Here is a 20,962-nt window from a genome sequence, read left to right as displayed (position 1 = left end):
CCAGATCGCGCGCCTCAGATCCGCAATCCGAGGGCGCGCAGCTCCTCCAGCGTGGCGTCGGAGGAGGTGTGGTGGACGGCCTTCATGCCGACCGCCAGGGCGGCGTCCACGTTGTGCCGCACGTCGTCGATGAACACGCACCGCGCGGGCGGCAGGCCGACCAGCTCCAGCGTGTGCCGGAAGATCCGCTCGTCGGGCTTGCGCAGGCCGACCTCGCCCGAGATCACCACGGCGTCGAACAGCTCGGCGAAGACGTCGCGGGGGTAGTGGTTGCCCCAGGAGTTGGACAGCAGCGCCGTGCGGATCCCGCCGGCGCGGGCGGCGCGCAGCGCGGCGTACATCGGCTCGACGGGGTCGAACGCGCCGAACATCCGGTCGATCAGGCCCTCGGCGGGCACCGGGCCGCCGTCGACGGTGAGCAGCTCGGCGGCCAGCAGCCGCTCGAACTCGGCGGGCGGCAGGGTGCCGTCCTCCAGGCCGTGGATCGGGTTGGTCCCGGTCGCGGCGTCGTAGGCCTGCTTCACCCAGGCGCGCATCACCGCCTTGTACCGGCCGGCGTCGATCCGGTCGGCGGCCAGCCAGGCGCCGATCGCCTCGTTCAGCGGGGAGGTCAGCACGCCGCCCCAGTCGGTGATGACGGCCTGGACAGGCGCGGAGGTCGCGGGGGTCACGCACCGATGGTAGGCGATCGCCGCCGCCCCGCCCCGGCCAGGGTGATCATGCAATCGGCGGGGGCGATTGCATGATCACATGGCCGTCGGGCTCCAGCGCGGACCGGCCGGGGGCCGCCTCAGGCGGAACGCAGCCGCTGCAGCGCCTCCCGGACTCCGCCGTCGGTCTCCTCCAGCACCATCGTCGCGCGCGCCGCCGGCACCTCGCCGAGCAGCGAGACCAGCCTCCCCTCTTTTTCCCCCCCCCCTTTCCCTCCCCTCCTCCTTTTCCTCTCCCCCTTTCCTTTCTTCCTTCCCCCTTTTTCCTCCCCCCCTTTTTCTCTCCTCCCCCCCCTCCTTTTCCCCTCCCCCTTTCCTTTCTTTCCCCTTTCCCCCCCCTTTCCCCCCTTCCTTTTCTTCTTTTTCCTCCCCCCCCCTCCTTTCCTTTCCCCCCCCCCCTTTTTTCTTTTCTCCTTCTTTTTCCCCCCCCCTCCTTTTTTTTTTCTCCCTTTTTTTCCTTCCCTTTTTTTTCTCCCCTCTTCCCCCCCCTTTCCCCTTTTTCCCTTTCCCTCTTTCCTCTCCCTTCTCCCCCCCCTTCCTTTTTCTTTCTTTTTTTCCCCCCCTCTTTCTCTCTCTTTTCCCCTTCCTCCTTCCTCCCCCTCCTCTCCTTCCTCTTCCCCTCCCCCCCCCTCCCCCTCCCCCCTTCCCCCCTCCTCTTTTTCCTTTTTCCCCCCCCCCTTTTTTTTCCCTTTTCCCTCCTCCTTTCCCCCCCCCTCTTTCCCCCCCCCTCTCCCTTCCCTTCCCTCCCCCCCCCCCCCCCCTTCCCTTTCCCCCCTTTCCTCCTTCCCCTTTTTCCCCCCTCTCTCCCTTTTCCCCCTTCCTTTTCTCTCCCTCTCCCCTTCCCCCCCCCCTCCCCCCCCTTCTTTTTTCCCCTCCCCCCCCCCCCCCCCTTCCCCCCCCCCTCTTCCTCCTTTTCCCCTTCCTCCCCCCCTCCCCCCTTCTTCCCCCCTCCCTTCCCCCCCTTCCTTCTTCTTTTTTCCCCCCCCCTTCCTCCTCTCTCTTCCCCCCCCCCTTCCCTCTCCCTCTTCCCTCCTCCCCCCCTTTCCCCCCCCCCCTCCTCCCCCCCCCCCTTCTCCCCCCCCCTCCCCTCCCCCCTCTATAGCTCGGGGAGCACGGACGCCACCACCAGCGGCACCGTCGCGTCCTCGGCGTTGATCCGGCGCAGCACCTCCAGGGTGGGCAGCGTGTCGACGTCGAGGGTGCGCGGGTTGCGCCCCTCCGTGGGCAGATCGCAGTCGATCACCGGCGCCTCCGATCGGGTCGGACGGTCCGGCCGCGGACCGCCTCGAAGGTGGCTTCCAAGGCCTTGCGGGTGGTTCCGTAGGTGCGCTGGGCCACGCCGACGAAGACGCAGTCGACCACCGTCAGCTGCGCCAGCCGGCTGGCGGTCGCGCCCGAGCGGAACGTGGTCTCCCGAGCCGCGGTGGTCAGGATGAGATCGGCCACCTCGGCGATGGGCGACTTGGGGAAGTTGGTGAGGGCGACGGTCGTCACCCCCCTGTTCCTGGCGACTTCGAGCGCGTCGATGGTCTCGACCGTCCCGCCCGTGTGGGAGATCCCGATCGCGACGTCGCCCGCCCCCAGCACCGCGGCGCTGGTGAGCATGATGTGCGCGTCCGACCAGGCGGCGCAGACCCTGCCGATGCGGTGCAGTTTCTGCTGGAAGTCCGCGGCGACGAAGGCGCTGGCGCCGACCCCGTAGACGTCGACCCGGTCGGCGGCCACGAGCGCGTCCACGACCTGTTCGAGCATCTTGATGTCGAGCTGGGCCGCGGTCTCCTCCACGGCCCTGGCGTCGGCGAACGTGACCTTCTCCACGATCTGCTCGAGGGAGTCGTCGGGACTGATGTCGCTTCCGATGACCCGGCCGCCGGTCGCGCTCTGCGCCCGGCCCGCCTCGGTGGCCAGGGTCAGCCGGAGCTCCGGGTAACCATGGAACCCGATCGCCCGGCAGAACCTGATGACCGTGGTCTCCGAGGTGCCGCAGGTCTGGGCGAGTTCCGTGATGGTCGAGTTGGCGACCCCTTCGGGGTCGTCGATGACGCGTTGAGCGACACGTCGCTCAGCGGGGGGCAGTGAAGGCAGCAGGGAGCGCACTCTGACCACGGTGCTCAGCGGTGTCGCGTCCCTGCCCGCGCCGGTCGGCGGTGCCGGTGCGCCGAGCGCGCCGGCCCCCCCGGTGCTCCCCGGCTCCGAGCCGGTGGGTTTCCTCATGGAAGAAAGTTTCTTACTTGCGAGATGTCACGTCAACGGTAGAAAAGGCTACGGTCGCCATGTGTTGACCCATTTGGCCGGTCCGTACGTGATCGGCATAGACGCGGGTGGCACGAAGACCCGCTGTGTCGTACTAACGCTCGGGGGCGCCGAGGCCGGTTCCGGAACCGGTCCCGGCGCCAACCCCAACTCCGGGGGCGACACCGCGGGGGCGCTCACCACGGCCCTGCGGGAAGCGCTCGGTGACGTGGACCGTTCCCATGTGATCGGCGGCGTGTTCGGGATCGCCGGGGCCGGCTCGGCGGGGCGTCCCGCCGCGGTCGCCGCCGCGCGGCGCGCCTGGAACGCCGTCGGGCTGCACGGCTCGCCCGCCGTCGTGACCGACATCGCGGTCGCCTTCGCCGCCGGCACCACCGCCCCCAAGGGCATCGTGGTGTTCTCCGGCACCGGCGCGGGCGCCGCGGTGATCAGCGACGGCACGATCGTGCAGCGCGCCGACGGCTACGGCTGGCTCGTCGGCGACATGGGATCGGCCGTCTGGCTGGGCAGGGAGGCGGTCCGCGCCGCCCTGGCCGCCTACGACGGCCGAGGTTCCCCCACCCTGCTGACCGAGTCGGTGCCGCGGGCGCTGCTGGGCGCGGCGGTGGTCAGGGAGATCGACGCGACCCGGAGGCGTCAGCGGCACCACCGTGCCCTGGCGCTGGCGGCGTCGCCCCCTCCCGGCCACCCCGCGTCCGCGGCCGCCCACGGCGCCTCCCCAGGTCACGGCGCCTCCCCGCTCGGCCACGGCGCCCTCCCCCACGGCGCCCACCCCCTCTCGGCCGCCCCCGCGCCCAGCCCCTCCCCGCCCTCGCCCCTGGCCCACGGAACGGGCACCGCCGTGCTCGTCGCCGACGTGCCGCACCCGCCGGAGGGGGGCCCGCTCGGGCACCCGCCGGACGGCGGCCCGCTGGGACGGCCGCCCGATCCCGGGACGATCCCCACGGCCGGCCCCGCGCCCCCGCCCGACCCCCGGCTCGCCCAGGCGATCATCAAAGAGGTGTACGGCCGCCCGCCCGCGGCCCTGGGCCGGCTCGGCCCGGTGGTCGCGGACGCGGCGGCCGCGGGCGATCCGGTGGCCCTGCGCATCACCGAGGAGGCGGCCGAATGGCTGCTGCGGGACGTCGACGCCGTCCGCCCGGCGCTGAACGACCCGTACGCCCCGGTGGTCATGCACGGCTCGGTGCTGCGCGACGGGCCCGTCGCCGACGCGGTGCGCGCCGGGCTGCGCGACCGCTTCGCCGCCGAGCCCTGCGGGGCCGGCGACGGGGCCGTCGGCGCCGCCTCGCTCGCGCTGCGCCGGCTCGGCCACCCGCCGGTCTGACCCCGGCCGCACCCGCGGCCCCGGACACCGTCCGGAACACGGAGCGCACGCCGCGGCGCTCTCGGTGACCTTCACTCCCGCCCCGCCGCTCGTGGTTCCCCCCTGCCCTCCGAACGCCCCCGGCGCCTTGATGATCATGGTCAAGGCTCGTCCGGCCGGGCGCGGCGGGAGTCGACACCGGCCCGGCGAGCGGCTAACGTCGCCAGGTCAGATCACGACCGAGTAACAGATAACAGATCATGACCGAATGAAGCGAGCGACCACGTCGGGGGGCCTGGTCCGGTGCGTGTCCCACGTTCGATCGTCCTGGCCGCGGTGACCGCGGTCACGGTGCCGCTGGCCGGCTGCGGCGGCGGTGCCCCCGCCGACCGCGGGCGCCCGTCCGGAGGCGCCGCCCCGGGCGCCGGCGCGGCGCGGCCCGCGCCGTCCGCCGCGACCCCCGCGCCCGGCGCCTGGATCGCCGGACACGTCGCCGAGATGACCCTTGAGGAGAAGGTCGGGCAGCTGTTCGTCCCCACCTTCGCCAGCGCCGCCGACGCCCGGGCCATGATCAAGCGCTACCGCGTCGGCGGGCTCATCTACTTCCCCGCCAACTTCGCCGGCGGCCCCGCCGCGACCGCCCGGCAGTCCAACGCGCTCCAGCAGGCCTCCGAGCTGCCGCTGCTGCTGTCGGTGGACGAGGAGCAGGGCCTGGTCAGCCGGGCGCCGTTCCTCACCCGCTTCCCCGGCAACATGGCGCTGGGCGCCACCCGCGACCCCCAGGACGCCCAGGCCGCCGCCCGGATCACCGGCACCGAGCTGCGCGCGGTCGGGATCAACCAGGACTACGCCCCCGTCGCCGACGTCAACGTCAACCCCGCCAACCCGGTGATCGGCGTCCGCTCGTTCGGGTCCGATCCCGCGCTGGTGTCGCAGCTGCTCACCGCGGCCATCGGCGGCTACCAGTCCGCCGGCGTCGCCGCCACCGCCAAGCACTTCCCCGGCCACGGCGACACCGCCACCGACAGCCACACCGGGCTCCCCGTCATCCCGCACACCCGCGCCGAGTGGGAGCGCGTGGACGCGCCGCCCTTCCAGGCCGCGGTGCGCGCCCGCGTGGACGCCATCATGTCCGCCCACATCGTCGTCCCGGGCCTCGACAGCTCCGGCGACCCCGCCACGCTCTCCAAGACGGTGCTGACCGGGCTGCTGCGGCAGCGGCTGGGCCACCAGGGCGTGATCGTCACCGACTCGCTGCAGATGCAGGGCGCGCGCAGGAAGTACGGCGACGGCGCGGTCGCCGTCCGGGCCGTCAACGCGGGCGCCGACCAGCTCCTCATGCCGCCCCGGCTGGCCACCTCCTACGGGGCCGTGCTGCGCGCGGCGCGCGACGGCACGATCCCGCGCGCCCGCCTCGACGACGCCGTCACCCGGATCCTGCGGCTCAAGGAGGCCCGCGGGCTGTTCCGCGGCACCACCGCCGACCCGGCCCGCGCGGACGCGGTCGTCGGGGCCGCGGCGCACCGCGCCACGGCGCGGCAGATCGCCGAGCGCGCGGTCACGCTGGTGCGCAACGACTCCGGGCTGCTGCCCCTCAGGAACCGGACCGTCCAGGTCATCGGGCCGCGCGGGGACGCCCTCATGGACGCGCTGCGCCGCAACGGCGTCCGGCTCGCCGCGTCCCCGGCGACGGCGGACGTCGTCGTGCTCACCACGCTGAACGCGGGCGCGGCGACCGCGGCGCGGATCCGCTCCCCGGGGCCCAAGCCGGTGGTGGTCGCGGCGCTGGGCAGCCCGTACGACCTCGACCGCTCCACCGGGGCGGCGGCGACGCTGGCGACCTACTCCTCCGGGTCGGCGGCCGTCATGGCGCTGGGCAAGGTGCTGGCGGGCACGGTGAAGCCCGCCGGGAGGCTGCCGGTGAAGGCGGGCGGACGGCCGTTCGGGCACGGGCTCACCTACCAGTAGCGCCGCGGGCGCCGGGCGGTCGTCGACGGCGGGTGATCGGACGCGCACCGAATGCAGTGACCGTGTGGACGGGCGCCCCGGAGCCTGGGAAGATCGCGCGACGGCCGTGCCTCGTATCGCAGCAGGAGGTCCCGTGTTCCCCCGCTCCCCGTTCCGGACGTCCAGGGCGTTCCGGGCGCTCGGCGCGCTCCGGGCCCGCCCGGTGCCGCTCGCGCTGCCGGTCCTGGGCGTGGGCGTGGCGCTCGGCGCGTCCCTCAGCGCGTGCGGAGGGACCGACGAGGTGACCATGCCCCCGCTGACGCCCGAGCCCGGCGACGCGCATCCTGCCGCGACCGCCGCGGCGGCGGCGCCGGCCGCGCGGACGAAGGCCGCCAGGGTGGTGCTCTACAAGTACCTGCGCGGGGTGGCGTCCGGTGACGTCAAGGTGTGCGCCTCCCTGTCGCCCGCCTACGAGCGCGCCACGTTCGGCCGGCCCGGCGGTTGCCGTACGGGACTCGCCCAGGTCAGGAGCAGGCTGCGGGCCGAGGACGTCACCGCGCTGCGCGGCGTGACCGTCCCCGCGGCCGAGGCCGGGCCGGGGGACGGCGAGGTCACCGTGCGCTTCGAGGACCTGCGGTGGAAGACCGCGCCGGCCCGTCCCGGAGGGGTGATCGCGGCCCGGTACACGCTCCAGCTGACCGGGGCCCGCTGGCTCATCATCGGCTGACCGGAACCGGCCAGGGACGGCCCGGCCGGCTCCGGACCCGTCCCCGGCCCTGTCAGAGACCGAGTTCCGGCAGGACGGGCAGCAGGGCCCGGGCGCTCTCCCGCGCCTCCGCGGCCGACCGGGCCGCCCGCGCCGCGCCCGCCGCCGCGCGGCACTGGTCCAGCGTGTGGCGGGCCAGCGCGGCCCGTACCAGCGGAAGCGTGGGCGCGCTCATCGACAGCGACGTCACGCCCAGCCCGACCAGCACGCACGCCAGCGCCGGATCGCCCGCCGCCTCACCGCAGACGCCGCAGCCCTTCCCGGCCTCGCCGGCCGCCCCGGCGGCCATCGCCACCAGGTCGAGCACGGCGGGCTGCCACGGGTCCTGGAACCCGGCGAGCCCGCCGATCTGCCGGTCGGCGGCGCACGCGTACTGGGTCAGGTCGTTGGTGCCGATGCTGAAGAACTCCACCTCCGGCGCCAGGTCGCGGGCGCGCAGCGCCGCCGCGGGCACCTCGACCATGACGCCCGGATACTCGATCCCGGCGTCGCGGCACGCACCGGCGAAGAACGCGGCCTCCGCCGCGTCCGTCACCATCGGCGCCATGACCTCCAGCTTCGCCGACGCCCCGGACGCGGCCCGGGCCAGCGCGGCGAGCTGGCCGCGCAGCACGTCGGGGTGCAGGCGCGCCATCCGCAGCCCCCGCTCGCCCAGCGCCGGGTTGGGCTCCTCCCCGGGCGGCGGCAGGAACGCCAGCGGCTTGTCGGCTCCGGCGTCCAGCGTCCGCACGACCACGCGGCCGTCCGGGAACGCCTCCAGGACCTCCCGGTACGCCCGCTCCTGCTCCTCGTCGCCGGGGGGCGTGGCACGGTCGAGGAACAGGAACTCGGTGCGGTAGAGCCCGACGCCCTCGGCGCCGTTCATCACCGCGGCCTCGACGTCGCGCGGCCCGCCGATGTTGGCCAGCAGCGGCACCCGGTGGCCGTCCGCGGTGGCGCCCGGCCCGGTGACCTCCATCAGCAGCGAGGCACGCGCGGACGCGGCGTCGCGCGCCGCCGCCACCTCCTCGTCGGCCGGGCCGACCAGCACCGTGCCCGCGCCGCCGTCGACCAGCACCCGGGCGCCCTCGGGCAGCCCGGTCGCGCCCGGCAGCGCCACCACGGCGGGCACGCCCATCGTGCGGGCCAGGATCGCGGTGTGGCTGGTCGGGCCGCCCTCCTCGGTCACGAACGCGACCACCAGCGCGGGGTCCAGCAGCGCCGTGTCGGCGGGCGCCAGATCCCGCGCGACCAGCACGAACGGCTCGTCCGACTCCGGCACGCCCGGCATCGGGAGGCCGAGCAGCCGGGCGACCGCGCGGTCGCGGATGTCGTCCAGGTCGGCCACCCGGGCGGCCAGGTACTCCCCCGCCCCGGCGAGCATGTCGCGGTAGACGCCGAACGCCTCGAAGACGGCCCGGGGCGCGGCCGTCCCCTCGTCGACCTTGGCGGCCACCCCGTCGGCCAGGCCCGGGTCGCGGGCCATCAGCGCCTGCGCGCCCAGGACCTCCTGGCCGTCCTTGTTGCCCCGCGCGGCGGCCTGCTCGCCGCGGGCCTCCAGATCGGCGGCGACCGCCTCCAGCGCCGCCAGCGCCCGCTGCTTCTCGGCCGCCGCGTCACCGCCGTGCCGGTCGCCGGCGGGCGGCTCGGGGACCGCGCCGGCGACGGTACGGACCGGGCCCGCCCCGATCCCGGGGCTGACACCGGCGCCCCGCAGCGGCTCAGGCACCCTCGGGCTCCGGCTTGTTCAGCAGCCCCTCCAGACTGTCGAGCAGTTCGTCGGCGCCCTCGCCGTCGGCGCTGATGACGACCTCCTCGCCGTGGCGGGCGTCCAGGCCCAGCACGGCCAGGATGCTCTTGGCGTTCACGGGGGCGCCCCCGCGCCTGGCCACGGTGACGTCCATCGGGGCCTTGGCGGCGGTCTGCACGAACAGCGCGGCCGGCCGCGCGTGCAGCCCCACCTTGGACTCGATCTTGACCTTGCGCTCGGTCACAGCAACTCCCTCGTCATCGCTTCCCGGTACGGCCCGGATCTCATCGGACCGGTCTCATGGGGCCCCGGCCACCGGTCACCCGCAGCGCGGGCCCCGGGACGACGTCCACTTCCTTCAGGTTCGCCACGACGTGATCGGCCCCCGCCAGCGCCTCGGCGGGCAGCGTCGTGGTGACGCCCACGCACGTCATACCCGCGGCCTTCACCGCGGCCACCCCGGCGGGGGCGTCCTCGAAGCCCACGGCCCGCTCCGGCGGCACGCCCAGCCCGGCGCACGCGGCCAGGAACCCCTCGGGGTCGGGCTTGCCCGTCGTCACGTCGTCGGCGGTCACCACGGCCGCGAAGCACTCGCGCAGCCCCAGCTCGCTCAGCAGGCCCTCGGCGTACGGGCGCTGCCCCGAGGTCGCCACGCCCAGCGGGACGCCCTCCCGGTGCAGCGCCCGCACCAGGTCGGCCGCCCCCGGCACCGGCGCCACCGCGGGCGCCCCCGGGCCGTGCTCGTACGAGATCGCCTGCTGGTACAGCTCCTCGACGCCGCGGCCCGGGAACAGGTGCAGCAGCTCGGCCAGCACCTCCCGGCCGCGCCGCCCGGCGAACGAGGCGATCACCGCCGGGTCGTGCGCGGCGCCGTGCTCCTCGAACAGCCAGGTCCACATCACGCGGTTCCGCGGCTCGGTGTCGATCAGCGTGCCGTCCAGGTCGAAGACGGCGGCGCTCAGCTCCACACGAAAAGCTCGGCCCCCCTCTCGACCGCACCGGACTCCACCACCTGGCTGAGGGCGTCGGCGCCGGCGTCCAGCGCCACCACCGCGGTCACCGGCGACCGGCCGCCCGCCTCGATCTCGGCGGGGTTCCAGCCGACCAGCGGCTGGCCCGCGACCACCTGGTCGCCCTCGGCGGCGAGCAGCTGGAAGCCCGCGCCCTTCAGCTGCACGGTGTCCACGCCCAGATGGACGAGCACGCCGTGGCCCTCCGCGTCGACGACCACGAACGCGTGCGGATGCAGCTTGACGATCTTGCCGTCCACCGGGGACAGCGCCTGGCCGGGACCGCGCTCGGGGTCGATCGCGGTGCCCGGGCCCACCATGGCCTGCGCGAACACGGGGTCGGGCACGCCGGCCAGCCCCACCGCCCGGCCGCCGACCGGGGAGAGAACACGCGTCATTGCTCCGGACTCCTTCGGTCGGGGGGTCAGTCCAGGATGTCCTCGATGTCGCTGGCGATGGTGTCGGCCTCGGGGCCCACCACCACCTGCACGACCCGGCCGCTGCGCATCACGCCGAACGCCCCGGCCGCCTTCAGCGCCGCGTCGTCGACCTTGGCGGCGTCCGCGACCTCGGTGCGCAGCCGGGTGGCGCAGGGCTCGATCTCGACGATGTTGTCGGCGCCGCCCAGCGCCGCGAGGATCGCCTCGGCCTTGTCCATGTTCACTCCGTTTTCTCTTGCGCGGATCGGGGCCCCACGGCGGAGGCGGGGGTTCCGGACGGTCAGTCGGTCTGGGTCACCTTGTTGAGGCCGCGCGGGACGTCGGGGTCGACGCCGAGCTCGCGGGCCAGCCGTTCCACCAGGATCTGCCCCGGCACGATCAGCCCGAGCGGGGCGACCCACTCGGGCAGGGACGGACCCGGCAGCGACCGCGAGCACGCCTCGGCGAGCCCCCGTCCACCCCCCACACCGTACGCGCGGGCGCCCGCCCCGCGGACCCGGTGCGCCAGCGCGATCGTGCCCTGCAGGGTCGGGCCGGACTCGGCCGCCACCAGCAGCGCCGGGGTCCGGTCGTCCACGACGGCGATCGGGCCGTGCAGCAGGTCGGCGTACGACAGGCCCATCGCGTGCAGGTAGCAGGCTTCCTTGATCTTGAGGGCGAGTTCCAGCGCGGTGCCGAACGCGATGCCGCGGCCCGACACGACCGCGCCCTGCACCTCGGCCAGCTCCGCGGCGATCGCGGGCAGCTCCTCGGACGCCTCGGTCAGCGCGATCAGCCGCCCCACCTCGTCCGGGACGCGGCGCAGGTCGTCCGCGTCCGCCCCCTCGCCGGGCCCGAGGCCGAGGCCGAGCACCGCCAGCGCGGCGAGCTGGGTGGTGTAGGTCTTGGTCGCCGGGACGGCCAGCTCCTCGCCCGCGTCGGTGACCAGCGCGACCTCGGCGGCCTCGGCCAGCGGCGAGCTCGCGCCGTTGGTGATCGCCACGGTCCGGGCGCCGCAGCCGGCCGCCCAGTCCAGCGTCTCCACGATCTCCTCGGTCTTGCCGGACTGGCTGATCGCCACCGCCAGCACCCCCGACAGGTCCAGCCTGCGGCCGTAGGCGGTCGCGATGGACGGCGCCGCCAGCGTGCCCAGCCGCCCGGCGTGCGACTCCACCAGGTAGCGGCCGTACACGGCGGCGTTGTCGGACGAGCCCCGCGCGATGAACAGCACCTGCCGCGACTCGCGCGCCAGCGCCGCGATCTCCGGCCGCCGCGGCAGGAGGCCGTCGATCGTGCGGCGCAGCGCCTCGGGCTGCTGCCCGATCTCGGTGCGCATCCGGGTCGGGCCGGTCGTGGTCATGATGCCCCTCCGAAGACTCTCTCCCCGGCGATCCAGGTGGCATGCGCCCGGTGGTCGGGCCCCAGCCACACCAGGTCGGCCGCCGCGCCGGGGGCGATGCGGCCCAGGTCGGTCCGGCCGATCAGGTCGGCCGGGACGCGGGTGGCGGCGTCGACCGCGGTGACCGGGTCGACGCCGATCGCGACCGCGTTGGCGACCGCCTCGTCCAGCCGCAGCCCGGAGCCGGCGATGGTGCCGTCGGCGCGCAGCGGCGGGCCCTCGGCGGGCATCGTGATCGGCTCGCCGCCGAGCTCGTAGGTGCCGGGCGGCATCCCGGCGGACGCCGCGGCGTCGGTGACCAGCACGGTCCGTCCGGCCGCGGCCCGGAACACCATCCGGCAGACGGGCGCCGCCACGTGGTGCAGGTCGACGATGAGACCGGGGCTCAGCCGGTCGTCGATGAGCGCCTGCACGGCCACGCCCGGGTCGCGGTGGTGGACGCCGGACTGCGCGTTGAAGATGTGGGTGACCTTGCGGGCCCCGGCGTCGGCGGCGGCCGCGACCTGGTCGGCGGTGGCGTCGCTGTGGCCCACGCTGACCAGCACGCCCGCGGCGGCCAGGGTGCGGATCGCCGCCGGCGCGCCGTCCCGTTCGGGGGCGAGCGTGACCAGCCTGACCAGCCCGGTCTCCAGCAGCGTCGCGACGGCCTCGGGGGTGGGGTCGGTGAGCCAGTCGGCGTTGTGCGCGCCCTTGCGCTCGGCCGACAGGAACGGCCCCTCCAGATGGACGCCCAGCACGCGGGTGCCGTCCTTGGGCAGGCCGGGCAGCAGGTCGCGGGCGCGGCGCAGCGCGGCGGCCTGGATCTCGACGGGCGCGGTGATGAACGTGGGCAGGAACGCGGTGACGCCGGTCTCGGGCAGCCGCCGGACGACCGTGTGCCAGCCGGTCTCGTCGGCGTCCACCAGGTCGTGCCCGTAGAACCCGTTCACCTGCAGGTCGACCAGGCCGGGGGCCAGCAGCCCGCCCTCCAGGTCGACCGCGGGCGCGCCCGCGGGGCGTCCCTCGCCGACCTCGGTGATCACTCCGTTCTCCACGCGGACGTATCCCGGGGACAGGACGCGGGTGGGACCGCCGTCCCCGGGAGAAGTGATCAAACTGCTCGCGGTGATGAGGAGTGATGCCATGCGTGCGCACTCTCTGTCCCGCCGCGCCGGCGGCCGACTGGTCAGGTACTGGTCTAGTCCGGACTAGACCAGTACGCACCATACTCCACGAAAGAGATGGAGCGACAGATAGCGCGACGTAACAGCTCGGCGTCGCGTCCGGACCGGCACCGGCCCGGGGCGGCGCCCGGGGGGCCCGGCCGCCCGACGTCCGGCCCGCCTTCCGCCGACCGGCTGTGACCTGCGAATTCTCCGATCTTGGCGGGCCCGTGACGCGATCCGGCCGTTATCCTTTCGTGCATTGACAGGGCTTCGAGGGCTGTGGTCTAGTCCGGCCTAGACCAGCACTAACAAGGCGAAGACGGCGAACCGGTAACTCCACTCATCGGCCCGGCCACGAGGAAGCCCGTGACGACCATCGACCCGCACAGCCCGGTGCCCAAGTACTTCCAGCTCCGGGCCATCCTGCTCGACATGATCGAGGGCTCGGAGCTGCCCGTCGACGCTCCGATCCCCTCCGAGCGCGAGCTGTGCGGCCGCTACGGGCTGTCCCGGATGACCGTGCGGCAGGGCGTCGACCAGCTCGTCTCGGAGGGACGGCTCTACCGCGTCCCGGGCAAGGGCACCTTCGTGGCCAGGCCCAAGATCGAGATGCCGCTGCGGCTCGTCTCGTTCACCGAGGACATGCTGGCCCGCGGGCTGCGGCCGGGCGCGGTCGACCTCGACCGCCGCACCGTCCCCGCCGACGCCAGGCTCGCCCGCATCTTCGAGGTCGAGCCGGGCACCCCCGTCCACGTCATCGAACGGCTGCGCACCGCCGACGGCGAGCCGATGGCGCTGGAACGTTCGCACATCCTCGCCTCCCTGGCCCCCGACCTGCTCGACCGCAGGCTGGCCGACCGCTCCCTGTACGGGGTCCTGGAGGCGGTCTACGGACTGGTCTTCGACGCCGGCGACCAGACCATCGACGCCGGGCTGGCCGACGCCGCCGAGGCCAGGCACCTGCAGATCTCCCGGGGCAGCGCCGTGCTGCTCCTGCAACGCCGCTCCTACTCCGGAGGTGTCTGCGCCGAACTGGGCGTGTCGACCTACCGGGCCGACCGCTACCAGGTCCACACGGCCCTCGGAAACCCGCCCAAGCGCACCTAGCCCCAGACGCCGACCGGTTCGGAACCCCCAGGAAGAACCCCGGTATTGGAGGAACCCCTGATGAGTTCGACAACCGCAGTGGACGGGAGCGCTGCGCCACGCCGAGGGTCGAGCGCCCTCGCCGTGCTGCAGCGCATCGGGCGCAGCCTCATGCTGCCGATCGCCGTGCTGCCGGCCGCCGCCCTGCTGCTCCGGCTGGGCCAGGCCGACATGCTCGGCAAGGACGGGCTCGGCTGGAACGAGGTCGCCAACGTCGTCGGCAACGCCGGCGACGCGCTGTTCGCCGCGCTACCGCTGCTGTTCGCGGTCGGCGTGGCCATCGGGTTCGCGCGCAAGGCCGACGGCTCCACCGCGCTCGCCGCCGTGGTCGGCTACCTCGTCTTCGACCGGGTGTCGAAGGTGATGTTCTCCTACAGCGACGAGCTCAAGGGCAAGGTCCTCATCACCAAGGTCGTCGACGGGGCGCCGACCGAAGTGATCGACTGGGGCGCCAAGAACCCCACCGACGTGCTGGGCGGCATCCTCATCGGCGTCCTGGCCGCGCTGCTCTACCAGCGGTTCTACCGGATCAAGCTGCCCACCTGGCTGGCCTTCTTCGGCGGCCGCCGGTTCGTGCCGATCATCACCGCGGTCGCCGCGCTCGGCCTGGGCGTCGTCATCGGGTTCCTCTGGCCGGTCCTCGGCGCCTGGCTGACCGACTTCGGCAACTGGCTCACCGGCGCGGGCGCGGCCGGCGCCGGCATCTACGGAGTGGTCAACCGGCTGCTGCTGCCGTTCGGCCTGCACCACATCCCCAACTCGCTGATCTGGTTCGTGTTCGGCGACTACCAGGGCCCCGACGGCGTGGTGCACGGCGAGATCAACCGCTACCTGGCCGGCGACCCCGACGCGGGCGGCTTCCTCGCCGGATTCTTCCCGGTGCTGATGTTCGGCCTGCCCGGCGCGGCCCTGGCCATCTGGCGGGCGGCGCCCGCGCACCGGCGGCCCGCGGTCGGCGGCATCATGATCTCCGCCGCGCTCACCGCGTTCGTCACCGGCGTCACCGAGCCGATCGAGTTCGCGTTCATGTTCGTCGCCCCGGTCCTGTACGCGGTGCACGTCGTGCTGACCGGCATCTCGATGGCGCTGCTGGAGGCCGCCGGAGCCCAGCTCGGCTTCAGCTTCTCCGCGGGCGGCATCGACTTCCTGCTCAACATGACCAAGGACAACACCAAGGGACTGCCGCTGATCGTGGGGCTCGGAGTGATCTACTTCGTGCTCTACTACGTGATCTTCAAGTTCCTCATCGAGAAGTTCGACTTCGCCACCCCGGGACGGGAACCCGAGGGCGAGGAGTCGGTGGCCGCCGATCCCGGCGCGTCACCGGAACTGGCCGGCGCCGGAAAGACGGACAAGCGCCCGAAGGGCGGCACCGAGGCCAGGCCGGCCGCGGAGGACACCACCTGACGGACCTTCCCCCAAAAGCGGGCCCTCCTTCCTCCCACACTTTCGGGAGGGCCCGCTCCGGAACGGCGGCGGGCGTCCCCACACAACGCCCGCCGCCGTTCTCCGTGCGCGGATGACCGGATACGGCCAGCCGGTATCGGCCTCCCCGCCTTGCGCTCTGGTGAGCGATTCCTCACCGCCAGGAGGCGCCTTCATGCCCGACCGCCGTCACCGTTCCCGAGCCGAACTCCGTCCCGGCACGTCCAGCCCGGCCGCCCGGCGGCTCACCGTCGTGCGCATCGTCCAGGACGGTGGCGCGCCCGCCACGGACGGCTCCCTGGCTCTGGCACGGCAGGCGCCGCCCGAGGCACCGCGAAGACCGCACCTCTCCCTGGTCGGCGACGACGACCGCCGCCCGTCCCACGAGGAGGAGGCGGCGGCCATCGTGCGGCTCGTCCTGGAAGTCCTGGCCGGCACCCGACCGCCGCGCCACCTCGCCGAGCGCGCCGTCCCGGACGTGTGGCAGGCCCTGGCCGCACGGCGGCGCGGGCCGATCACGCCTCCGCGCATCGCCCGGACACTGCTCCAGGAGCCGACGCCAGGGGTGCTGGAAATCGCGGCGGTGGTCGTCCTGAACGGCCGCACCCACGCACTCGCGCTACGCCTGGACCACCACCGCGGCCGCTGGCGGTGCACCGCCATAGAGACCACAGCAATACAACGGCCATAAACCGGCAGTCAGAAAGAAAGCGACGCCCCAGGTTAAGAGACGGCCGTGAAGAAGCGGCCATCAGGGAAAGCGACGGCGGCCTCCCGGGATATGCATCCCGGAAGGCCGCCGCCTTTCCGTCCTCACGCCCCCGCTTCACACCGGGGCGGCCTGCCGAACGCCCCTACTTGTTGCGGGGGTCGCCGTGGCAGCGCTTGAACTTCTTGCCCGAACCGCACGGGCACGGGTCGTTCCGGGAGACACCGGCGTACTCGTCCGGAGCGTCCTCGCTGTGGTGCTCGACGCCGCCCTCACCGTCGACGGTCGGCGCGGAGTACTCCAGCTTCTTCGCCCGCTTCGGCTTGTCGAGCCCCTTGGCGCGGATGACGGGGGCCTCGGTCTCCTCCTCGTCGGAGGGCACGGTGTCCTTCTCGCCCTTGGCGAGCGACACCTCCTCGTCCTCGTCCTCGTCCGCGGGCGCCTTCGCCGGGGCGGTCGTGGAGACCTCGATGACCTTGGTGCCGACCACCGGGGACTCCGGCTGCTCCTCCACCTCCACCTCGAGGTTGAAGAGGTAGCCGACCGACTCCTCCTTGATGCCGTCGAGCATGGCGTTGAACATGTCGTAGCCCTCGCGCTGGTACTCCACCAGCGGGTCGCGCTGCGCCATGGCCCGCAGGCCGATGCCCTCCTGCAGGTAGTCCATCTCGTACAGGTGCTCGCGCCACTTGCGGTCGAGCACCGACAGCACCACGCGCCGCTCCAGCTCGCGCATGACCTCCGCGCCGAGCTCCTCCTCGCGCTTGTCGTACGACGCCTGCGCGTCCTCGCGGATCTTCTCCGCCAGCGTCTCGGCGTCCAGCCCGGAGATCTCCCCGCCGACCTCCTCGACCAGGTCGTCCACCGCCACCGAGATGGGGTAGAGCTGCTTGAACGCCTTCCAGAGCTTGTCCAGGTCCCATTCCTCGGCGAAGCCCTCGCCGGTGGCGCCCGCCACGTAGCCGTCCACGACCTCGTCGATCATGTTGCGGACCTGCTCGTGGAGGTCGGCGCCCTCCAGCACCTTGCGGCGCTCGGCGTAGATGACCACGCGCTGCCGGTTCAGCACCTCGTCGTACTTCAGAACGTTCTTGCGCATCTCGAAGTTCTGCTGCTCGACCTGGCTCTGCGCCGAGCGGATCGCATTCGAGACGATCTTGGACTCGATCGGGACGTCGTCCGGGATGTTCAGCCGCGTCATGATCGACTCGACCCGGGCGGAGTTGAAGAGCCGCATCAGGTCGTCCTCCAGCGACAGGTAGAACCGGGATTCGCCCGGGTCGCCCTGCCGGCCGGAACGACCGCGCAGCTGGTTGTCGATCCGCCGCGACTCGTGCCGCTCGGTGCCCAGCACGTACAGGCCGCCCGCCTCGACGACCTCCTCGTGCTCGCCCTTCACGGCCTCCTTGGCCTTCTCCAGCGACTCCGGCCAGGCCGCCTCGTACTCCTCCGGAGTCTCCAGCGGCGACAGCCCGCGCTGGTGCAGCTCCAGGTCGGCGCGGAAGTCGGGGTTGCCGCCGAGCATGATGTCGGTGCCGCGGCCGGCCATGTTCGTCGCCACGGTGACCGCGCCCTTGCGGCCCGCCTCCGCGACGATCGCCGACTCCTGCTCGTGGTGCTTGGCGTTCAGCACCTGGTGCGGGACGCCGCGCCGCTTGAGCATCTTGCTCAGCCGCTCCGACTTCTCCACCGACGTGGTGCCGACCAGGACCGGCTGGCCCTTCTCGTGCCGCTCGGCGATGTCGTCGACGCACGCCTCGAACTTGGCCTGCTCGGTCTTGTAGACCACGTCCGCGACGTCGTCGCGGACCATCGGCCTGTTCGTCGGGATCGGCACGACCCCGATCTTGTAGGTCTTGTTGAACTCGGCCGCCTCGGTCTGGGCGGTACCGGTCATCCCGCTGAGCTTGCCGTACAGCCGGAAGTAGTTCTGCAGGGTGATCGTGGCGAGCGTCTGGTTCTCGTCCTTGATGGGCACGCCCTCCTTGGCCTCGATGGCCTGGTGCATGCCCTCGTTGTAACGCCGGCCGTGCAGGATGCGGCCGGTGAACTCGTCCACGATCAGGACCTCGCCGTTCATGACGACGTAGTCCTTGTCGCGCTTGTACAGCTCCTTGGCCTTCAGCGCGTTGTTCAGGAAGCTGACCAGCGGCGTGTTCACCGAGTCGTAGAGGTTGTCGATGCCGAGCCAGTCCTCGACCTTCTCCACGCCGGACTCGGTGATGCCGACCGTGCGCTTCTTCTCGTTCACCTCGTAGTCGCCGGGGCCGTACTGGTCGACCTGCCCGGCGGTGCTGACCAGCTCGGCCCGCTTCAGCCGCGGCACGATCTTGGAGAACTCGCCGTACCACTTGGAGTTCTGCTCGGCCGGCCCGGAGATGATCAGCGGGGTCCGGGCCTCGTCGATCAGGATGGAGTCGACCTCGTCGACGACGGCGTAGTAGTGCTCGCGCTGGACGAGCTCCTCCAGGCTCCACGCCATGTTGTCGCGCAGGTAGTCGAACCCGAACTCGTTGTTCGTGCCGTAGGTGATGTCGCAGTTGTAGGCCACCCGGCGCTCGTCCGGAGTCATCTGCGGGAGGATGACACCGACCTCGAGGCCCAGGAACTGGTGGATGCGGCCCATCCACTCGGCGTCGCGCTTGGCCAGGTAGTCGTTCACCGTGACCACGTGCACGCCCTTGCCGGCCAGCGCGTTGAGGTACGCCGGGAGCACGCAGGTGAGGGTCTTGCCCTCACCGGTCTTCATCTCGGCGATGTTCCCCAGGTGCAGCGCGGCGCCGCCCATGACCTGCACGTCGTAGTGGCGCTGGCCCAGTACGCGGCGGGCGGCCTCACGGGCGGTCGCGAAGGCGTAGGGCAGGAGCTCGTCCAGGACTTCCTTCTCGGCGTCCTTCTCGGACTTGCCCTTGTCGGTGAGCTTCGCCACCTCCTCGGCGAACTCTTCCCGGAACTTCTCGGTCTGCTCGCGCAACTCGGCGTCGCTCATCTCGAGGTAGTCGTCCTCGATCGAGTTGACCTGATCCGCGAGCTTCTTGAGCTTGCGCAGGATTTTTCCTTCGCCCGCACGAAGGATCTTATCGATGACTGGCGGCACTCTCGGAGGCTCCTTGCAGATCGTGGGTCACCGCTCCCGGCGGTACGCACACCACACGTACGATGCCCATCGTAGGCGAGACCCAGAATGGTCTAGGTCACGTCGCGACGCAATCCACAGCGCGTCCCGTTTGACCCGGCGGGTCGGAGGAAGATCTGTCGGTGCAGATCCGAGGGAGCGTGAGCATGACCGAGAAAACGCACGACGACCACCACGGCTCGCACGCGGGCCGCCCCAGCTCGTGGATCGCGGTCGGCATCATGGTCGCCGGCTTCATCGTCGGCGGCGTGGCACTGTGCGTCGGCCCGTCCTGGATCATGTTCTGGGCCGGGGTCGCGATCGTCGTCGTCGGCTTCATCGTGGGCGGAGCGGTCCACATCTTCTCCGACGTGGTGGTGGACGCCCCCCGCGTCATCCCGGAGATCGTCGACTACTCCGTCTTCGGCGGCCGCACCACCAAGCGCCGCGGCGGCGCCGCCGGAGAGACCCTGGACAAGCCCAGCGCCACCGACCCCCAGACCCACCCCCACGGCTGAACCCCGCCCCCGGCCGCAAAGCCGGGGGCGTTCTCCCCTACCCGGGCGTGTCGAGCCCCAGCGCCGACAGGGCCGTACCCGCCTCAACCGGGTGAATCCGCTCGACACGCACGTCATCGCAGCCGACCCAGGACGCGGCCTGCCGCAACGCCGTGCGCAGCGCCGCCACCGACGCCTCCGCACGAGCGGCCGTCCTGGTCGCCCACGGCTCGAACGACACCTGCCTGGCGACGAGCGTGCGGCCCTCGCGGCCCGGGTCGACCCGTCCGATCAACCTTCCACCGGCCAGGAGCGGCATCACGAAGTACCCGTGGACCCGCTTCGCCTTGGGCACGTACGCCTCCAGCCGGTGATCGAACCCGAACACCCGCGACGTCCGGGCCCGATCCCACACCAGGGAGTCGAACGGCGACAGCAGCGTCGTCGCGTGCCGCCCCCGCACCGGCGCCCCCAGCGCCTCCGGGTCGGCCCACGCCCCGTTCTTCCACCCCTCGACCCGCACCGGGACGAGCCCCGCGGCCTCCACGACCTGCTCGACCTGGTCGGCCTTGATCCGGTAGTAGTCCGCCAGATCCGCGCGCGACCCCACGCCCAGCGCCCGCCCCGTCCGCTCCACCAGCCGCGTCAGGCACTCCGCGTCGTCGGGCTCCCGCTCGAGGAGCCGCGCCGGGACGGCCCGCTCGGCCAGGTCGTACACGCGCCGCCACCCGACCCTGCGGACGCACACCACCTCGCCGATGTCCAGCAGCCACTCGATCGCGATCTTCTGGTCGCTCCACTGCCACCAGTCGCCGCCCGCCTTCGCCCCGCCGAGCTCCTTGGTGGTGAGCGGGCCGTCCACCCGGAGCCGCTTGAGGATGTCGCCGGTCACGCCCTCGGGAACCTTGTGCCAGCGCCACCCCCGCCGCCGGTACGCCCTGCGCCGGAAGGCGAACAGCGGCCAGTCCTCCATCGGCAGCACCGACGCGGCGTGCGCCCAGTACTCGAAACCCGTCCCGTCGCCCCAGTAGGCCGCCTCCACCGCGTCCCGCCCGACCGGGCCGAGCCGCGCGTAGGGCACCAGCTCGTGCGAGCGCGCCAGCACGGAGATCGTGTCGAGCTGCACGGCCCCAAGCCCGCCCAGCAGCCCCTTGACCCCGCCACCGCGCCGGAACCCCTGCCCGAGCAACCCCTGCGCCCGCAACTGAAGCCGCCGCACCTCGTCCGCCGTCAGCTCGATCTCGTCCACGCCCGCGATGCTAAAGCACAACACCGACAAACCAACATTGCCGGTTGCCCTCACCCACCCGCCACGCGGAGCGGCAGGGCGAACTGAACATGAGTGCTTGTCGAAGTGGGTGCTGGCTCGGCTTGGTCGGCGGGAGTGCC

The 20,962-nt window shown here is 72.9% G+C and carries 18 protein-coding genes and 1 pseudogene; 7 read left to right on the top strand and 12 right to left on the bottom strand.

Features of this window, described 5'->3' with window-relative positions; all coding sequences use genetic code 11:
* Positions 1-14: 14 nt before the first annotated feature.
* From ACZ466_RS28695 to ACZ466_RS28685, 3 genes and pseudogenes are all read right to left on the bottom strand, one after another.
* Positions 15-671: an HAD family hydrolase gene (locus ACZ466_RS28695; RefSeq protein ID WP_378279217.1), complete on the bottom strand. Its 657-nt coding sequence runs from the start codon at positions 669-671 to the stop codon at positions 15-17.
* A 1,138-nt stretch (positions 672-1,809) separates the two neighbouring features.
* Positions 1,810-1,953: pseudogene (locus ACZ466_RS28690) on the bottom strand (N-acetylmuramic acid 6-phosphate etherase); the annotation flags it as partial.
* Positions 1,950-2,924 carry a MurR/RpiR family transcriptional regulator gene (locus ACZ466_RS28685; RefSeq protein ID WP_378279220.1) on the bottom strand — a complete coding sequence of 325 codons (975 nt, stop codon included), beginning with the start codon at positions 2,922-2,924 and terminating at the stop codon, positions 1,950-1,952. The pseudogene ACZ466_RS28690 and the gene ACZ466_RS28685, both read right to left, overlap by 4 nt.
* Before the next feature lie 61 nt (positions 2,925-2,985).
* On the opposite strand from ACZ466_RS28685, the gene ACZ466_RS28680 reads away from it, so the two are divergent.
* The 3 genes from ACZ466_RS28680 (at position 2,986) to ACZ466_RS28670 (ending at position 6,940) form a co-directional block, all read left to right on the top strand.
* The gene (locus ACZ466_RS28680) at positions 2,986-4,287 is read left to right on the top strand and encodes a BadF/BadG/BcrA/BcrD ATPase family protein (RefSeq protein ID WP_378279222.1); all 1,302 of its coding nucleotides are present in this window, start codon (positions 2,986-2,988) and stop codon (positions 4,285-4,287) included.
* A 282-nt stretch (positions 4,288-4,569) separates the two neighbouring features.
* Positions 4,570-6,234, top strand: coding sequence for a glycoside hydrolase family 3 protein (locus tag ACZ466_RS28675; RefSeq protein WP_464041729.1), 1,665 nt, complete (start codon positions 4,570-4,572; stop codon positions 6,232-6,234).
* A 133-nt stretch (positions 6,235-6,367) separates the two neighbouring features.
* Positions 6,368-6,940 carry a hypothetical protein gene (locus ACZ466_RS28670; protein WP_378289469.1) on the top strand — a complete coding sequence of 191 codons (573 nt, stop codon included), beginning with the start codon at positions 6,368-6,370 and terminating at the stop codon, positions 6,938-6,940.
* Positions 6,941-6,992: 52 nt separating this feature from the next.
* On the opposite strand, the gene ptsP is transcribed toward ACZ466_RS28670, so the two are convergent.
* Genes ptsP through nagA form a run of 7 tightly spaced genes read right to left on the bottom strand, consistent with a single transcriptional unit; the run spans position 6,993 to position 12,660 of the window.
* A complete protein-coding gene (ptsP, locus tag ACZ466_RS28665; protein ID WP_378289471.1) occupies positions 6,993-8,687 on the bottom strand; it encodes a phosphoenolpyruvate--protein phosphotransferase in 1,695 nt (564 codons plus the stop codon).
* On the bottom strand, positions 8,680-8,952 hold the full coding sequence (locus ACZ466_RS28660; RefSeq protein WP_378289473.1) for an HPr family phosphocarrier protein: 273 nt from the start codon (positions 8,950-8,952) through the stop codon (positions 8,680-8,682). The genes ptsP and ACZ466_RS28660 overlap by 8 nt, the downstream gene beginning before the upstream one ends.
* 40 nt (positions 8,953-8,992) lie before the next feature.
* A complete protein-coding gene (locus tag ACZ466_RS28655) occupies positions 8,993-9,676 on the bottom strand; it encodes an HAD family hydrolase (RefSeq protein ID WP_378289475.1) in 684 nt (227 codons plus the stop codon).
* Positions 9,667-10,116: a PTS sugar transporter subunit IIA gene (locus ACZ466_RS28650; protein WP_378289477.1), complete on the bottom strand. Its 450-nt coding sequence runs from the start codon at positions 10,114-10,116 to the stop codon at positions 9,667-9,669. The genes ACZ466_RS28655 and ACZ466_RS28650 overlap by 10 nt, the downstream gene beginning before the upstream one ends.
* 26 nt (positions 10,117-10,142) lie before the next feature.
* Positions 10,143-10,442 (bottom strand): glucose PTS transporter subunit EIIB, encoded by a 300-nt coding sequence (locus ACZ466_RS28645; protein ID WP_378289536.1) that lies wholly within the window; start codon positions 10,440-10,442, stop codon positions 10,143-10,145.
* Positions 10,439-11,497, bottom strand: coding sequence for an SIS domain-containing protein (locus ACZ466_RS28640; RefSeq protein ID WP_378289479.1), 1,059 nt, complete (start codon positions 11,495-11,497; stop codon positions 10,439-10,441). Before ACZ466_RS28640 ends, ACZ466_RS28645 begins: the two co-directional genes overlap by 4 nt.
* Complete coding sequence (gene nagA / locus ACZ466_RS28635; protein WP_378289481.1) at positions 11,494-12,660, bottom strand: N-acetylglucosamine-6-phosphate deacetylase; 1,167 nt, start codon at positions 12,658-12,660, stop codon at positions 11,494-11,496. Before nagA ends, ACZ466_RS28640 begins: the two co-directional genes overlap by 4 nt.
* A 387-nt stretch (positions 12,661-13,047) precedes the next feature.
* Between nagA and ACZ466_RS28630 the strand changes: the two genes are divergently transcribed.
* From ACZ466_RS28630 to ACZ466_RS28620, 3 genes are all read left to right on the top strand, one after another.
* Positions 13,048-13,788 (top strand): GntR family transcriptional regulator, encoded by a 741-nt coding sequence (locus tag ACZ466_RS28630; protein WP_378289483.1) that lies wholly within the window; start codon positions 13,048-13,050, stop codon positions 13,786-13,788.
* Positions 13,789-13,848: 60 nt separating this feature from the next.
* On the top strand, positions 13,849-15,234 hold the full coding sequence (locus tag ACZ466_RS28625) for a PTS transporter subunit EIIC (protein ID WP_378289485.1): 1,386 nt from the start codon (positions 13,849-13,851) through the stop codon (positions 15,232-15,234).
* Positions 15,235-15,427: 193 nt separating this feature from the next.
* A complete protein-coding gene (locus tag ACZ466_RS28620; RefSeq protein WP_378289487.1) occupies positions 15,428-15,943 on the top strand; it encodes an Rv3235 family protein in 516 nt (171 codons plus the stop codon).
* A gap of 163 nt (positions 15,944-16,106) precedes the next feature.
* Here ACZ466_RS28620 and secA read toward each other — a convergent pair whose 3' ends face one another.
* Positions 16,107-19,058 carry a preprotein translocase subunit SecA gene (gene secA, locus ACZ466_RS28615; protein ID WP_378289489.1) on the bottom strand — a complete coding sequence of 984 codons (2,952 nt, stop codon included), beginning with the start codon at positions 19,056-19,058 and terminating at the stop codon, positions 16,107-16,109.
* A gap of 185 nt (positions 19,059-19,243) precedes the next feature.
* Between secA and ACZ466_RS28610 the strand changes: the two genes are divergently transcribed.
* Positions 19,244-19,594, top strand: a complete 351-nt coding sequence (locus ACZ466_RS28610) for an HGxxPAAW family protein (RefSeq protein WP_378289491.1) — start codon at positions 19,244-19,246, stop codon at positions 19,592-19,594.
* 37 nt (positions 19,595-19,631) lie between these two features.
* Here the strand turns inward: ACZ466_RS28610 and ACZ466_RS28605 are convergent, their stop codons facing one another.
* Positions 19,632-20,822, bottom strand: coding sequence for a winged helix-turn-helix domain-containing protein (locus tag ACZ466_RS28605; RefSeq protein WP_378289493.1), 1,191 nt, complete (start codon positions 20,820-20,822; stop codon positions 19,632-19,634).
* Positions 20,823-20,962: the final 140 nt, after the last annotated feature.

The sequence above is a fragment of the Actinomadura rugatobispora genome, assembly GCF_055379765.1.
Note: the sequence above shows the minus strand (reverse complement) of the source record. Positions and strands in the feature narration are given on the sequence as shown.